General features: G+C 58.8%; 10 protein-coding genes. 3 read left to right on the forward strand and 7 right to left on the reverse strand.

Annotated features, from left to right (window positions below; all coding sequences use genetic code 11):
• Positions 1 to 28 precede the first annotated feature (28 nt).
• The 7 genes from V1289_RS27245 to V1289_RS27275 form a co-directional block, all read right to left on the reverse strand.
• Positions 29 to 2,980, reverse strand: a complete 2,952-nt coding sequence (locus V1289_RS27245; RefSeq protein WP_334400385.1) for an ATP-binding protein — start codon at positions 2,978 to 2,980, stop codon at positions 29 to 31.
• A 484-nt stretch (positions 2,981 to 3,464) separates the two neighbouring features.
• Positions 3,465 to 3,959 carry an AraC family transcriptional regulator gene (locus V1289_RS27250; protein ID WP_334400386.1) on the reverse strand — a complete coding sequence of 165 codons (495 nt, stop codon included), beginning with the start codon at positions 3,957 to 3,959 and terminating at the stop codon, positions 3,465 to 3,467.
• A 10-nt stretch (positions 3,960 to 3,969) separates the two neighbouring features.
• The gene (locus V1289_RS27255; RefSeq protein WP_334400387.1) at positions 3,970 to 4,383 is read right to left on the reverse strand and encodes a hypothetical protein; all 414 of its coding nucleotides are present in this window, start codon (positions 4,381 to 4,383) and stop codon (positions 3,970 to 3,972) included.
• Between the two features lie 211 nt (positions 4,384 to 4,594).
• Positions 4,595 to 4,969 (reverse strand): winged helix-turn-helix domain-containing protein, encoded by a 375-nt coding sequence (locus tag V1289_RS27260; protein WP_334400389.1) that lies wholly within the window; start codon positions 4,967 to 4,969, stop codon positions 4,595 to 4,597.
• A 519-nt stretch (positions 4,970 to 5,488) separates the two neighbouring features.
• Positions 5,489 to 11,440, reverse strand: a complete 5,952-nt coding sequence (locus V1289_RS27265; protein ID WP_334400391.1) for an AAA family ATPase — start codon at positions 11,438 to 11,440, stop codon at positions 5,489 to 5,491.
• A gap of 226 nt (positions 11,441 to 11,666) precedes the next feature.
• On the reverse strand, positions 11,667 to 12,035 hold the full coding sequence (locus tag V1289_RS27270) for a response regulator transcription factor (protein ID WP_334400393.1): 369 nt from the start codon (positions 12,033 to 12,035) through the stop codon (positions 11,667 to 11,669).
• 100 nt (positions 12,036 to 12,135) lie between these two features.
• Positions 12,136 to 12,765, reverse strand: a complete 630-nt coding sequence (locus V1289_RS27275; protein WP_334400395.1) for a response regulator transcription factor — start codon at positions 12,763 to 12,765, stop codon at positions 12,136 to 12,138.
• 516 nt (positions 12,766 to 13,281) lie between these two features.
• Between V1289_RS27275 and V1289_RS27280 the strand changes: the two genes are divergently transcribed.
• From V1289_RS27280 to fumC, 3 genes are all read left to right on the forward strand, one after another.
• A complete protein-coding gene (locus V1289_RS27280; RefSeq protein WP_334400397.1) occupies positions 13,282 to 14,313 on the forward strand; it encodes an amidohydrolase family protein in 1,032 nt (343 codons plus the stop codon).
• Between the two features lie 21 nt (positions 14,314 to 14,334).
• The gene (locus V1289_RS27285; RefSeq protein ID WP_334400399.1) at positions 14,335 to 14,922 is read left to right on the forward strand and encodes a winged helix-turn-helix domain-containing protein; all 588 of its coding nucleotides are present in this window, start codon (positions 14,335 to 14,337) and stop codon (positions 14,920 to 14,922) included.
• A 146-nt stretch (positions 14,923 to 15,068) separates the two neighbouring features.
• Complete coding sequence (gene fumC / locus V1289_RS27290; RefSeq protein WP_334400401.1) at positions 15,069 to 16,541, forward strand: class II fumarate hydratase; 1,473 nt, start codon at positions 15,069 to 15,071, stop codon at positions 16,539 to 16,541.
• Positions 16,542 to 16,592: the final 51 nt, after the last annotated feature.

Consider the following 16,592-nt stretch of genomic DNA (forward strand, 5'->3'; position numbering starts at 1 on the left):
AGATGTACGTGGCGAGCAGAACGCGACCCTATTTCGCGGGGGATCGTGCCGCGTTGAGCGAGTGCCGGTTGACGATCGTCGGCGACGGCAAACTGCCTCTAGCAGGCATGCAATCCATCTGAACCGCCGCCAGACAATCCTCTTTCAACTTATCCAAAAGACATTCTGCGCTCCTTAGATCGAAAGTGTCGAATCCCTCGGTGAATCGGTCATATACCGGTCGCAGCACGCGCGTTGCCTCGTCACCTCGACCTTGGCGAGCCCACAAATGAGCAAGGCTCGTTGCCGTTCTAAGCTCCCATGCCAGAGCCGACTGCTCCCGCGCGAGATCCAGCGAGCGCGAGAACCAACTCTCGGCCTCGGACGAATGCTGTCTGGACGCGAGGAGTTCTCCTTTAATGCGCATTATCTCGGGGTGATAGAAGTGCGGACGAGTTGGGTCACCAGAACCCATCGCCTTGTCAATGGCAGCATCAGCCTCGTCAGGGCGCCCTGCCCTTGCCAGGCCTATCGCTAAATCGCTAGCAAATACTGGCGTCATAGTTTGGTGCTGAACTGCCTCTAGAGCGTCAAGAGAGCCATTCAATAGCCGCAGGCCAGCTTCCGTATCGCCCTGCCGGAGAGAGAGTTCTCCTTTCAAGCCAAGGCAAATGGCATGATGACATCGTAAGGAGTATTTTTCCGCATATGCAATCAACCCATCGATAATCCTGTCCGCTTCAGACCATTCGCCTGTCCAAAGAAACAACGTCACTCTGTAGATCCCACAAAGGCAAAGCGAGACGGGATGGTCAAGCGCGGTTGCCTGATGCAGTGCCTGCGTTGCAACTGTTACAGCGCAGTTGGCAAAGCCTCCCAGCCAAAGTACGCGAGCTAAAGTGAGCAGGGCGCGAATACGCTGATCATATCCGGAGCGAATCAGGCTTGAATTCTGATTTGGCGCTTGCTTCAGTGCAGTTTCACAATGCTTCCGTGCGCTGGCCTGATCACCTAGAAGATGATGGGAAACCCCCAACATCCAATCTGCCATCATCATTGCTGTTGGATCAGATGTCATCTTCGCAACGGCTACATTTTGCTCGGCAACAGCTGCAGCCCCACGGAAATCTCCAATCCGCACCAGGAAAGTATGATGCGCAGCCGATAGCCGCATCTGGTGGTATAGCAATTCCAGAACCTTTGCGAGGGAGAGTGCCGTGGTAAGAGCTGCGAGGACCTCATCGCTATTTCCTTTGATGAACATCAGCGATACAGCAAGCGCTTCTTGCAATGCCATCTCACGACGATCGCCTTGACCACCGTGTTCGGCTATCGCTCGTTCCATCCAGAAACGACACTCCGTCAATAACGACAATTCAAGAAAGTGCGGAGCTGACGCTGCCGCGAGCGCGGTGCCGAGCTCCTTGTCTCCCTGCTCCGAGAAGCTCCATTCCAAAGCAGCCCGCGCATTGCTTACATGCCGCCAGCGTTCGGCGGCGCCATCATTTTTGGAGCAAGTAAGGGAGGTGATCTCGATACGCTCCAGGAATTCGCGATAGTGGATTGCGTGCCGTTGCGCGATTGTGTTTCTTTCGCCGCTGTCTATCATTTTTGCCAGGACGTAAGCGCGGGTAGTATCTAGCAGCCGATAGAGCGTCCCCGTGCGGTTCGTCTCCACCGCGACAAGGGATTTCGTGACCAGACCTGCGATGGCCTCGGCGACTTGTTCACTCTCTAGGATGTCCCCTGCAGCGACGAATTGCGCGGCCTCAAGAGAAAAGGCTCCGACGAACACTGAGAGCCTGCGGAAAATCAGGCGTTCGGATTCAGGGAGCAAATTGTAGCTCGAGTCGAGCATGGCGCTTAGCGTCTGATGCCGGGGTGACGCCGTGCGTCGTCCTTGCCACAGCAGCCTGCATGGGCCATCGAGAAACGACGCAATCCCCCTGATTCCATAGGCGTCGACGCGTCCGGCGGCGAGTTCGAGCGCAAGGGCAATTCCGTCAAGTCTGCGGCAGACTTTGCCAACGATCGGCGCGTCGGCATTATTCAACTGGAAACCACCTTGCGCAGCGGCGCGCTCAACAAACAGTTGTACCGCCGGAAAGGTCAGCGCCTGAGTAGCCGTCAACGATTCATCATCAGGAGGGAAGGCCAACGGATCCAATCGATGGACCTGCTCGCCTTCGACCTGCAGCGATTCTCTGCTCGTCGTCAGGATATGGACCTCTGGAGCCTCCCGGAAGATGCGCTCCGCCAATGGCGCGATCGTCTCGATCAAATGCTCACAGCTATCGAGCACCAGCAGCATTCGTCTGTCGCGTAGGAAGGCGGGTAGCGCAGCAACTGGATCATCGAAATTGACCGGGAGACCTACGGTCGATGCGACCCTGTTGGCAACGAGAGACGGACTGCCTAGTGGCCCGAAGTCAACGTAATGAACCGCGCCGTCGAAGGCGGCGAGCATCGTATGGCCGACCGAGATAGCAAGGGTAGTTTTGCCGATCCCGCCTGGACCGACGATAGTCAAGAAGCGTCGCGTGGTCAGTTCCTCGCAGATAAGCCGAACCGTTTCGTCACGTCCCACCATCCCGGTCGGACTTGGGGGGAGCCCGACCGCTAAATTCCTCAAGGGCGCCGGCTGACTTGCAACGCGCGAAATCGGCGCGACAAAACAGTAACCGCGACCCGACACATTGGTCACATAACGTCCATCCGATCGACCTTCGCCGAGCGCCTTGCGCAACGCCAAGACGTGATACCGAATGTTGCCCTCATCGACCACAAGGTCGGGCCACACTCTCGCAAATAACTCCTTCTTGCTGACCACTTCGGCCGGGCGTTCGACGAGAGCGATAAGAATGTCGAGAGCTCGGCTGCCAAGCCGAACCCGGACGCCACCTTTTTCCAGGATCCGCTCCGTGACGGAAAGACGGAAATGGCCGAAACAGATTAGGTCCGTAGAGAAAGTCCGCTTGGACTGCGCATCCATGATATTCATTTCGTCTTGCCTAGGTATACCCCCTTCTTCAATTCCGCTCTCAACAACGGTGACTCTGACAGTGAACCCAGGTAGCCAAGCGCCGTATCTATCGCTCCTTCAGAACGGCGCAGCCCCGCGCTGACCCCAACTTCACCGGGGCTGCCAATGCCTGGAGAACCGCACGCCCAAACCAACACTGCCCGAGCAAAGGCGTTGACGAGGTCCGTTCCGCTGGATGCCACAGTCAATTACACAGCCGTTTGATGACCGCTATAGCCTCCTGCAACGCAATCGTCTTTCAGAATCGACCTCGGATTATTTGAATCGAACTGGGTCCAAAAATCGAAATGACGCATGTCTTTGCAGGAACTGTGCGGCATCCTTCGAGGAAACTCTTTCAAAGCAATTGCGTTTCGATTGTCAGTCGCGGTCATGACGCACTCGATAGCGACGCGGTAGCGTAATGCGTAGAGATGTCCAAGGCGCTCAAAACGGGCTGCGGTTAGCAAGAGGATTGACGCCAGCGAACAGGAGTCGTTCCGATAACCTTCTTGAAGGCGACCGTAAAATGCGCTTGCGAACTAAAGCCTATCATGGCGGCCACATCGGCAATCGACAACTGCGGATCGAGAACGAGCCGTTGTGAATATGCCACCTTCCTTCTCAGGATGTAGTTATAGGGAGAACATCCAGTTGCCGCACGAAATTGGGCAGCAAAGTGCATCCGAGTCAGGCCGACGACATTGCCGAGTTCAGCCAAATAGATCGGCCTGGTCAGGTTCGCCTCGATATAGTCGAAGACGCGCTTCAATCGCCATTTAGGAAGCGGCGTGGATTTATTCGATGCAAGAGCTCCACCCCTCATCGAGTTAAGCGTGAAAAGGCGAGAAGCCAGCGCTATGCTTACGCCATCGACAAAGGTCGGTCCGGCTGGACCTCCATCATCATCGGCTTGTGCCAGCAGGCTCGACAACTGAAAGACAATGGGATCCGCCATGAAATGAGGATCAAAGAGCTCGATTGGACCAGAGGGCGCACGTCCATAAATTTCCACACTCGGCAAGAAATGATTGCGACAGATAAATACGAACGCAATCGAATGTTCTTGTGAAAATGGTGCGACTTGGTTCTCCCGGTCCCGTCATTAAAACGGTATTCATCTGAATATTTCCGTTTGCCACCTGCTTGCCTGCAAAAAAGAATTCTACTGAACTGGGAACGAGAGGAAATGTGATGAGGTGTGAGTCATCGGGATAGTTTGCCTCCAGCTCCAATGGCGTGGCTGGCTTCGTTACCGTCCATCGGGAGAGCGTTACGCGATGCCCTGCATCTGGGCGGGTATCTTTACTGACCGGACGCTTCCGCCACTCGATCTCTGGAAGGATGAGCTTTGCGGGAGCCGCACCATCAGCGAAAATCAATGGCTCTCCGCTCGTGCGCGCCATTGGTGTAGAGCTTGCCTCCAAGATCCCTCCTGGTGTTTGCAACGTCCGCAAGATGGAGGCATACGAGTGCTTTCCCTTGCCGTCCGGACGCCCCGGTGAGATCTCGCGATTTGACGGTAGTCGACGCACATTGAGCTCTCAAATAAATAAGATTTTAGTGTTGTGAGGCGGCATATGGCTGCAGGTCCTATATTGTAGAGCCCTCTCTAAGGCCCGAAGCGGCACGCAAAATCGGCACGACAAAACAGTAGCCGCGGCCCGACACATTGGTCACATAGCATGTGCCCGATTGCCGTTCTCCGAGTGCCTTGCGCAATGCCGAAACGTGATAGCGAAGGTTGCTCTCATCGACCACAAGGTCCGGCCACACTCTCGCGAATAGGTCCTTCTTGGTAACTACTTCGCCTGGGCGCTCGACGAGAGCGATAAGAATGTCGAGAGCACGGCTGCCGAGCCGAACCGGGACGCCCTCTTTTTCGAAGACCCGCTCCGTGATGGAAAGACGGAAAGGGCCAAAGCAGATCGGGTCCGGAGAAAGAGGCCTCTTAGTCTGCGTATCCATGATATTCATCCCTTCTCGCCCAGATATCCCCCAGTCCGACTTCATATAACTGACGGCTTGGACATCCCGGCATGGGATGAACCCAAATAGCGCAAGTGGTCCCTCGCGCCATTGACCGCCTCCATGGTTCGACCGCGCAACACCATCCGCACCAGGATCGCCGCATGGGGCGCCCACCATCGATGCTGAGGATGCCTTCCACCACCGACCAACTTCCGGGTGGACCTCTCGCTCAAGAGTATTTCAAACAAGATATCGGCTTCGCGTCGCCCGGCGACGACGTCCCGACGAGCTAGGCCAAAAGACAGAACGAATTTGAGCCGGTCATAGTCGCGGCCGTTCTCATCGAAAGCAGCGTCAAACCCATCCTACGCGCGCTTGCGCATGCGCCCATCCACCTTCCGGAAAGACAGCTCATCTCAACGTATAGGTGGAACAAAGTCTCGGCGCGTTTGGCCCTTGGCCACGGAACACCAGAGGGTCGATGACGCATGAAAGAGCCGCGGATCGTATGAAGTCTCAGTCTGCCGAAGCCCGATTCGCGGGCAAGGCAAAACTGAACCGGGCTCCGCCCAGAGCGGACGTGTTATCGGCTTCAATGTGGCCGTCATGCGCTTCAATGATGGATCGGCAGATCGACAGGCCCATGCCCATGCCGGTATCCTTTGTCGTAAAGAAACTGTCAAAAAGATGGGGGAGATGCGTCGGATCTATTCCCGGGCCGCTGTCCTCGATAACGCAGCACACCGTTTCGGGATCGGACAGCACGGTCCGAATGAAAATGCTGCGGCGGCCCGTTGCCGACTGCACCATCGCCTGCACGGCATTGATCACCAGATTCACGATCACCTGATTAAGCTGGGTGCGGTCCCCAGTCACCTGAGGAAGCGCCGGCGCCAACTCGAGGGAAACGGAGACCCCTTTAGATTGGAGTTCATGGTGAAGGAAGAGCATCGACTCCGCGATCACGTCATGGAGCGCCAGTGCGGTCTGTTGCGGCGCCCGCCCTGTTGCCATCGCCCGAATTCGCGCGATGATATCGGCGGCGCGATCGGCATCGTTGAGGACACGTTGCATCAATTCGCGCGCTTTCGGGATGTTCGGCTCGGGTCGATCGAGCCAACGCAGCCCGGTTTCGCCGTTGGTCCTCACGGCGGCCAGCGGCTGGTTGACCTCGTGCGCGATCGACGCAGCGATCTCCCCGAGCACAGAAAGCCGCGCCGCGTGCGCGAAATCCGCCTGCACTTGCTGAAGCCGTTCCTGGGCGCGAATCCGGTCTGTTATGTCGATAGCTCCGCCAAGACCGATTCCACGCTCGCCGATCGATTCCAGCCTGGCGGCTGTGAACAGGACGTCGATTTCGCGCCCGTCGAGCGTGACAAACTTCGTTTCTTCTTGAAACGTAGGCAGTCCGCGGAACCTGGATTCCATTGCGCGTCGGAACGTATCGGGCCTTCTTTGCCAATAAAATCCGCTAGGTCCCAACAGCTGATTCCGATCCTTCGCGCCAAACATCTTGATTGCGTGTTCGTTCACCTCTTCCACGATGAGAGCGTCCATTAAGCGAACCAGGAAATCCGGATCCTGATCCAGGTAGGTGCCCAAGTCGGTCACGCCGGCGGCTCGCAGGCCAGCCAACAAGTCCGCAATGCCACGCCCGTCGACTTGCCACATGGCGATCGGCATTTGCTCAAAAAGGTGCCGATATCGCTGCTCGCCGGCGCGCAGCATCTCTTCTGCCCGCTTGCGGTCGGTCATGTCGAGGACAAAGGCAACCCCCTCATCTTGTTTCCACTCGAAAAGCGCGCGGGCGATTAGAATCGGCACCCGGCTGCCGTCTTTGCGGAAGTACTCTTTCTCACGCGGTTGCACCGTCCCAAACGTTTTCAGCTCTGCCAAGGCCTGGTCGTCGGCATCGCGCCATTCGGCCGGCGTCAGCTCTGTCCATCGCAGCCGACCTGAAACGAGATCTTCCCGGGCATATCCGACAATATCAAGAAAGGCTTGGTTGGCTTCGATGATCCGGCCCTGGACATCCCAGATCACGATTCCGATGATGTTCGAATCGACTAGGCCACGTATCCTGGCCTCCCGTTCCCTAAGATCGCTGTACAGACGGGCGTTCTCCAGCGAAATCGCCGCTTGAGATGCCAGCAGTTCCAGCACCGAGATCCGCGCGGGCGTGAACACGTGCGCCGCCAGCCTGTTTTCGAGATAGAGCACCCCGATGAGCTTTGACTGTTTGACCAAGGACAGGCAGAGGACCGATCGGGCGAACTTCTGGCAGATGTACTCGTCCGCCGAGAACGGATTCTGCACCAAGGCGTCATCAAGGATCACGCTTTGCCGCGTCCGCGTCACGTAATGGAGCATGGATACCGGAAGCTCGGCCGGAGACACGGCCGCCTCGCGCAGCGTGACCTCGACATGGTCGCGGCTGCTCATCGCTTCTGCGACGGTCCGGGGTTCGTCGCTCTGGAACAGGATGAGCAAGCCACGCTCGGCGCCGGCATGCTCGACCGCGATCCGCAGCAGCGTCCCGATGAGCTTGCCGAGTTCGATCTCGCCCGACACCGCCTGCGCGGCCTTGAGCACCGTTCCGACATCCAGCTGCTCAGCGGGCGTGCCGATCATCGCGATCGGCAGAGGTGCCGCCGTTCTCTCGCGCGGACGCGGGTAGCGCCGATCGAGTTGCTGCACCTTGCCAATCGCTCCCCACCGCGCAAAGCAACTGCGCGCATTCTCCAGATGGGCGCGTGCAGCGGTCGTGGAACCGCGATCGAGGTAGAATCCTGCAGCAAGCTCGTGGGCAACCCCTTCATTCTGGACGAAGCCATGCTCGCGAGCCGATTGAATGGCCTGCTCGTACAGCCGCATGGCATCGGCGTCTCGTCCTTCAAGGCGGGCGATCTCGGCCAATACCAGTTGGTGCTTGTCTGCGAACGTCGGCGGGTAGTTTTCGGCCCACTCACGCAATTGTTCCCGATGCTCCGCCAGGAGGTTACGCCACTCGGGCTGCTCGTCGGCCGACGCATTCTCATACAGCGCTGAGACCGTCAGTGCGGTGTAGTAATGGTAGTCAAGCAGCTCTATCAGCACGAATGTGGCCGAAAGCAGCGGCTTTGCTTTGTCGGCCGCCGCGAGGGCCTCGGCGTAGTCGCCTGACAGGAACCGTGCCTTCAATTTGAGGATCCAGTACCAGGCGCTCGTCAAGCTCATGCAGTCCGCGGTCAGCTGCGCCTCGAATGTCGCCTCGTCGAACCGAGTGTCGCTGAAGCTGGAGAAGGTCGCGGTCCGGCCCTGCATGGTCGCGATGAAGCGTTGCTGGCTTATGATGACGTGGGACGTGTCGCCGTACTTGGCTTCCCGGGCGAGGTCCAGCGCCATCTCCGACTCGCGCCAGACAACGTCGAGTGGATCGCTCCGCACGAGAAGGCTTGCGATACATCCGTGCATGCCGTAGCACGCAAAGTACAGATCACCCGTCTCGATCGCCGTGCGAATGCCCGTCCGAATGAAATCGATCACGTTCGCTATCGGCTGCGTCCAAAATGCAACCGCTGCCATCGCCGAGTAAACCTTCGACTGGTAGGCAATAAAGCCGTGCTTCTCGACCAGGTCGCAGGCGAGTTTGGCGAAGCCGTAGGCATCGCGATAACGGTGAAAGACTGCCGCGAGCACAATTCCCAAAAAGCCATAGGCGTGCGCGGCAGCGCCGCTCGCCCCGTGCTGCATGCTGATGTTCGCCATGCGACACACTTGCAAGCAATACAAACGGAAGTCGGTAAAGTAGGCGGGAGGACCAAGGACCGCGAGCACTTGCATGACGACCTGCAGTTCCGGATCGCTCATCAGGGGCAGATCAATCAGGCTCTCGATCGGGCGCCCATTGAGGGTCTGCCAGACCGCCTCGTATTCGGCCTGGACCTGCTCCAAGGTCGGGTGGGCCGGGAGGTCGATGCCGAACAGGCGCAGGCACGTGAGTGCGCTGTCCACGGCTTGCGGGTTCTCCGACTTCGCGACGTGGTACTGGACCTTCAGGTGGCAGACGGCCGCCTTATCGACTTTTGATGCCGCGCGCTGCGCCAACTCGACGATCAGTTGCTCCGCCTTGTCAAATTTACCCCTCAGAAACTCGCACTCCGCGTTTTCAAGCCACAAGCTGAACGTCAACTCGTACTGGCTGCCCCAGTAGCTTTCGTCGAGCATGGCCATGCCGGCCGCTAAATGCGCGCACGCCGACGCATAGGCCGCCGACGCCTTGGCCTTTCGCCCGGCACGCAGGTCGAGCGTCGCCACCCGCGCTTTCTCGTCCCGATCGATCAGCCGCACTGCGCCCCGATTGAACTGGTTCGCAACATCGAAAAGATGCTCAGTGAGTTCATCCGGTGTCATGCTCGCCAGCAGCGCACGGCCGATGCGCAGGTGGACGTCGGCCCGCTGCTCTTCGGCAATCAGCGAATAGGCCGCCTGCTGGATGCGGTCGTGGAGGAATTTGTAGGCGCTCTCCTGGTGGAAGACGAGCCCAGCGCAGACGGCTTCCCAGAGGGCCGCATGCACCGACTCCTCGGTAGTCCCGTGAACCAGGGCCAGAGTGGCGGTCGGGGCCACATTGCCCAGGCAGGCGAGCTGTTTGAGGACTTCCCGGGTGGTGGAGGAAAACCGTTTCAGCTTCCCGACCATGAGATCCATCACGTTGTCGGTGTAGCTCTTGGCACGGATGAGGTTGATGTCCCATCGCCAAGCTCCCGTAACCGGGTGGAATGCCAGCAGCCCCTCTTCGGCCAGCGCGGTGAAGAACTGGATTGCGAAGAACGGATTTCCGCCGGTCTTCTCCTGCACCAGTTGCGCTAAGGGCCGCACATCCTCCGGCTCGCAATGCAGCGCGTCAGCGATGAGCCGGCCAACATCATCGAGCTCGAGCGGCGCCAGCACGATCTCCTGCACCCTCGCATCGACAGCGCGGATCGCCTCCAGCGTCCGCAGAAGCGGGTGCGCGGGGCCGACCTCGTTGTCACGGTAGGCCCCGACCAGCAGCAGGTGCCGCACCTCTGGATGCGTGACCAGATGCACGAGGAGGTCGAGCGTCGCTGTATCAAGCCATTGCAAATCGTCAAGAAACAGGGCGAGTGGATGCTCCTTGCGCGCGAATACGCCAAGGAAGCGTCGGAACACCATCTGGAAACGGTTCTGCGCGTCCTGCGGCTGCAGATCCACGACCGGCGGCTGTTTCCCCATCACGAGCTCCAGCTCGGGAACGAGGTTGACGATGAGTTGACCATTCAGACCCAGCGCCTCGCTTAGGGAGAGCCGCCAGCGGCCAAGCTCCTCCTCGCTCTCGGTGAGGAGCGAGCGGACAAGGCTCTGGAAGGCTTGGCCCAGAGTGGCGTACGGGATGTCGCGCTTGTACTGGTCGAACTTGCCCGACGCGAACAGGCCACGCGGCGGTACCAGCGCCTTGTGCAGCTCGTTCACGACCGAGGATTTGCCGATCCCGGCATAGCCGGAGACGAGCACGAGTTCCGAGGTGCCGTTCGCTGCGACCCGGTCAAAGAGCGCGATCAGTGCCTCAATCTCGCGCTCCCGGCCGTAGAGCTTCTCCGGAATCAGTAGCCGGTCCGATGTGTCGTAAGCGCCGAGCGAGAACGGGTCGATACGACCATGCGATTCCCACTCTGCCAAACCGCGCCGCAGATCGGCCTCGACACCCGCGGCAGTCTGGTAGCGCTCCTCGGCGGTCTTGGTGAGGAGCTTCATCACGATTGCCGATAGCGGGCCTGGGACGCCCGCGACCTGTTCGTTGGGCGGCGCCGGTTGCCGGGCGATATGGCAGTGCACCCACTCCATCGGATCGGCGGCGGTGAAGGGGAGCTGCCCCGTCAACATTTCGTAGAAGGTGACACCCAGAGCGTAGAGATCGCTACGGGAGTCTACCGAGCGGTTCATCCTGCCGGTTTGTTCCGGCGCCATGTAGGCGAGCGTCCCGGCGATCACCTCCGGCGGCGCCGGGGCCTGGTGCTCACGCGGCAGACGCGAGGCAATGCCGAACCCCGTCAGCCACACCCCGCCGCTTGCCTCGTTCACCAGGATATTTGCCGGCTTGATGTCTTTATGGATAAGGCCTCGCTCATGCACTCGGCGGAGCGCCTCCGCGAGAGGGATCGCAATGCGCAGGAACTGCGATAGGTCCAGCGGCCGGCCAAGCAGTCGATCGACCGGCACACCGCCGGGATCCTCAAGCACCAGCGTCATGCGGTCGTTGTAGTGCGTCAGCGCGACGGGTCGCGCCGCCCAGTCAGCGTCAAGTTCGGCCTTGAGCGCAAATTCGTGTTTAAGCTGCTCGACGCAACCGAGTGACGTTTCTTCCGCGGCAGCAAGCAGGATCGGCACCAAGCCGTTGCCGGAGCCCCGGTAGAGAGCGATGTCTCCCTCCCTGAGCGAGGTGAATATGTAGCTTGAGAGCTCGTTCACGAGGGCCTCCGCCAGGAGGACTACTCTAGTACGTTGATTAGGTGACGTTTGCTCCGGCCCGTCAATCCAAAAACAGAGGCTAAGAATGCGATCGTATCACGATCGGTGCTATATTATGGCTAGACGACGACGGTTGCGCCGCGATTGCGGCCCAAATCATGGCGGCGACCGGGATTGAGTGCGGTCGCCATGCATGCAACTCGGAGACCGGCAAGCGGCGCTGGGATCAGACTTCCAAAACCTTTTCGAGACAGCCAATCAGGGCATCTGCTCCAAATGGCTTTCTAAGCAGGCAGACAGCGCCACTGGCTGCCACCCTAGCTTCCAGCCCCGGCTCTCCGCGTGCGGTAATCATGATGACAGGCAATCGCAAATCACGTGCCATAAGCAGATGCTGGAGATCAAGCCCGCTCATTCCGGGCATATGAATGTCAGTGACGACGCAGTCGCACGAGCTTTCCCCGTTTGCAGCAAAAAACTCTTCCGCGGATGCAAACCCGCGCGCGCGGTATTCCAACGAACAGAGCGAATCGACCAGCGCTAGTCGGAATGGCTCGTCGTCGTCGATGACGGCGATTAAGAACTCTCTTGACACACATCATCCTCGGGTATGGGTGCGGGTCGGCGGTGGCGAGAGAGCAGTTGTTGCATCTGGCCGGGCCACCACAACATTATACAGAGGTGTTACCCAGCGTTTAAGGGGGCTTGGGCTTGACTACGTCGGCCATCCGCACGAGGTCAGCCAATGTCCGTGCGCCCATCTTGCGCATGGCCGCGCCTCGATGAATTTTCGCAGTGATCTCGCTTACTCCAAGTTCTCCCGCCACCTGTTTGTTCATCTTCCCGGTTGTCACCAGCATCATCACCTGCTGTTCGCGAGGGGTCAGTGTCCCGAACCGTTGTCGCACCTGCGAAGCATTGTCGTCGGCAGTCCGCCGCTGGCGGTCGCGTTCGATGGCCACCATCACGGCATCGAGCATGTCCTGATCACGGAATGGCTTCGGAAGAAAATCCACCGCGCCTCGCTTCATCGCGCGGACCGTCATCGGAATGTCGCCGTATCCGGTCATCATGATCACCGGCAGGGGAACGCCTAACTGGGTGAGCTGGGCCTGGAACTCGAGCCCGCTCATATCGGGCAAGCGGATGTCGATAACGATGCATCCGGGCTTATCCGCAAGGCTCGCGTCAAGAAAGTCGCGAGCGGCTCCGTAGGTTCGGGTGTCAAGTCCCACCGAGTCGAACAGGCTCTCCAACGCGCCGCGCAGGGCGGCGTCGTCGTCGACCACGTGCACAACCGCCCTATTGCTCGTCTCGAACGGCATTGGTGTGGGCCGTAAACGGTGACGTCAAGCCACCTATAGCATGGCAGAAATCGTGATGTGGATCAAACCAATGTATGAGCCAGCGGAGCCATTGGTCTGACGCAGGCGCGACCTATCGCCCTCATGGAAAAGGCGCCTATCGCCACGTTCCACGGATGTCTTTACTGGCTCATCGTGCGAAGACGACCTGAGCGCTGGCCAGCACATTTGCTCGAAACCCAAACTCTACTTTGAAGTTGCACGCGGAAAGCTCGGGCAGAGAAGGCCGAGGCTAACGAAATTCAACAACGTCTAACGTGCCGAGACGCGGCTTCTCTGCAATTCTGGAGTCACGACCTAGCGACGACAGCGCTGCACGTTCAACTTCTCAACGGCTGCGCAACAGCGAAGCAACCCTTTCGGCGAAACGGAGCGGACTTCGACCGCTGGAGCGGCGGTGCAGAGGTGAGAAATGCAGTGGCTTCATACAGTTCAGCTCTTCCTACTGTTATTCCGTTCTGATCAGGAGGTACTCCGATGGCTGGTCTCGCCAAAATCATCGACGTTCATTCACATCCTATCCTGCCTTACGGGCCAGGTGCGCCGGTGGGACCTGGGCAACCGCAGCCTGAGTGGTCTGTCGAAAGCGCGATCTCGTATATGGACGAGCATGACATCTCGGCCTGCGTCCTCTCCGACCCTGACTCGGCCAACCACGCGACGGGGCAAGAGGCGCGCGACATCGCCAGGCGCGTCAATGAAACGCTGGCCGACATCGTTTCCAGATGGCCCAGCCGGTTTGGGGCGGTCGCGACGTTGCCCGGTCAGGATGCAGACGGGGTCGCAACCGAGATCGTTTATGCGCTCGACATATTGAAGATGGACGGGGTCAGCACCTCAACGAGCATCAGCGATGTCTATCTCGGCGAGCCGCAATTCGATCCGTGGTTCGAGGAGTTGAACCGGCGCGGTGTAACGCTGTTCGTCCATCCCACGTTCACGAAAGCAGCGCAGAGGTTGCTCATCGGGCTGAACCCGTCGGTGCTCGAGTTCATGTTCGATACTACTCGCATGATTGCCAACATGGTCGCCACCGGCGCTAAGAAACGCTTCTCAAACATCAAGATCATCTCAACCCACGGCGGTGGCACCATCCCCTACCTGGTCAACCGGATCCAAGTGCTTGAGCACACCTTCGGCGTGGCGCCCGGACGGCTCGCGCTTTCCCCTGAGGAGGTCCGGGAAGGCATCGCTTCGTTCTACTACGACCTGACGGCTGCCACCTCCGAGGCCCAGCTCGGAGCCATTCTCAAACTAGTGCCGGCATCGCAGCTGGTGATGGGACTTGACTACCCACTGATGCCGAAATCGACATTTGCACCGGCCATCGCCGACATTGGACATTACCCGGCATTCAACAAAGCCGATTTGCAAAGCCTATCGTACGGCAATGCCGGTCGTTTGTTCCCGGCGCTCAAGGCGCGCATTGAACGGAGCACTGAGCACAACGGCTCTGGATCACCTGCGACAGCCGAAGGCATTCAGCGAATGCGCCGCGGCTCGACGTAATTTTCAAGGAGGTTGAAAAGCATGAGCAGCAAGATTCGCAAAGCAATGGACAGCCTTGGCGGGGTCGATGTCCTCGCCGACAAGCTCTGCGGAGCACGGACACAACGTTCGCTCGAGCACGATCGCGCGCAAAAGCCAAAGGACCACGGTCTCTCGAAACGGCCCTTGTCGATAGTGGTAATAATCTCGAGATTGGAATCTTGTGTTCGCTCGCCGATCGAGCCGCGCGAAACGGTGCTGCGCGTGGGATCACTGGAGCTCGATCTCATCGATCGCACCGCGAGGCGTGGCAGCCGGCCGATTGATCTGCTGCCGCGCGAATTCCAATTGCTCAAGTACATGATGCAACGGAGCGACCAAGTGCTGACGCGCGCTGACCTTATCGAAGATGTATGGCATTATAAATTCGTTCCGGAGACAAACGTCGTCGATGTGCACATGGGCCGGCTGCGTCGCAAGGTCGACGGGTCAAATGAAGTCCCCATGATTCGCAATATCCGCGGCGAAGGATTCGTTCTCAGCGCGGCTCCAGCACTCGCGAAGAATTTACCTGGACTCCGGGGACTCAAGCAGAGAGAGCTGACTCCAACAAACTCTAACAACTTCTAACGTGCAGAAGCCCAGCTTCTTTGTAATTGTAAACCCAAGGACGCACGCGACAGCAATGCTCGTGTGACGAACCCAAGAGGTGTTCGTCGCGGATCGAGGCCGGCATTGCTCCGCCAGTTCAGTTCATGTCAAACTGGAGAATTTGAATGGCGCAGTCAAAACAAACGATAAGCCGCGACTTGATAAGCAACATTCGCAAGGAAATGGACAGCCTCGGCGAGGTCGATGTTGCAGCCGATATGCTTTGGGGTGCGCAGACGCAACGGTCGCTTGAGCATTTCAGCATCGGCAAGGACCTGATGCCGCGCGAAATGATCACGGCCTACGCGGTCCTGAAGAAGGCGGCGGCAAATGCAAATCATGCCGGTAAGCGGCTCGACGATCAGGCGCACAAGCTGATCGTTCAGGTTTGCGATGAAATTATCGATGGCCAGCATCACGATATGTTTCCACTGCACGTCTGGATGACCGGCAGCGGCACTCAGTTCAACATGAATGTGAACGAAGTGATCTCCAACAGATGCTGCCAACTCGCGGGCACGCCGCTCGGCAGCAAGAAGCCGGTTCACCCGAACGACCACGTCAACATGTCGCAATCGTCGAACGACAGTTTTCCTTCCGCGATGTATATCGCTGCCGCAGTAAATGTGACGCAACGCCTCGTTCCATCGGTAAAGGCCCTGCGTGACGCGATCGCCGCCAAAGCGAACGAATGGGCCGATATCGTCAAGATCGGCCGCACCCACATGCAGGACGCGACGCCGATTACGCTCGGACAGGAATGGTCGGGCTACGCCGGCATGCTGGTAGACGACCTTGAACGTATTGAGGACGCGCTCAAGGGAGTTTACCGGTTAGCCCTCGGCGGCACCGCCGTCGGCACCGGGATCAACGCGGCGCCGGGCTTTGCTCCGGCAGCGGCCGCCGAGATTGCCAAGCTGACACGTCTGCCCTTCGTCAGCGCGCCGAACAAATTCACCGTGCAGGGCGCGCATGACGCACTGGTGCAGCTTTCCGGCACGTTCCGCACGCTGGCAGTCTCCCTCTATAAAATCGGCAACGACATCCGGCTGATGTCCTGCGGTCCGCGCGCCGGCTTCGCCGAACTTATGATTCCCGAGAATGAGCCGGGTTCGTCAATCATGCCGGGCAAGGTCAATCCGACTCAGGCCGAGGCGTTGACGATGATCGCCGTGCAGGTGATGGCCAACGACGTCGCGGTCGGCTTCGGCGGCGCCAGCGGTTATCTCGAGATGAACGTCTACAAGCCGCTGATGATCCACAACATCACGCAATCGATCACGATCATGACCGACGGCTGCACAAATTTCCGCAAGTTCCTCGTCGAAGGAACCATGCCGAACGTGAAGAAGATCAAGGAATATGTCGACCGCTCACTGATGCTGGTTACAGCGCTGGCGCCGGTGATCGGCTATGACAAAGCGTCCAAGATCGCGCATTACGCGATGGACAACGATCTCACGCTCAAGGCAGCGGCGCTGAAGCTCGGCTTCGTTACCGAGCAGGAGTTCGACCGCGTCGTCGATCCCGCAAAAATGGTCAGGCCCTACGTCGCCAAGGAAATTGATCTCGCCAAGACCAGCCTATCGGCGCGTTAAGGAAGCCGGAGACACAAAGAGAAGTCCCGATTCCATCGATGGAGAAAATAT

It is taken from the genome of Bradyrhizobium sp. AZCC 2289 (assembly GCF_036924615.1).
GTDB lineage: Bacteria > Pseudomonadota > Alphaproteobacteria > Rhizobiales > Xanthobacteraceae > Bradyrhizobium.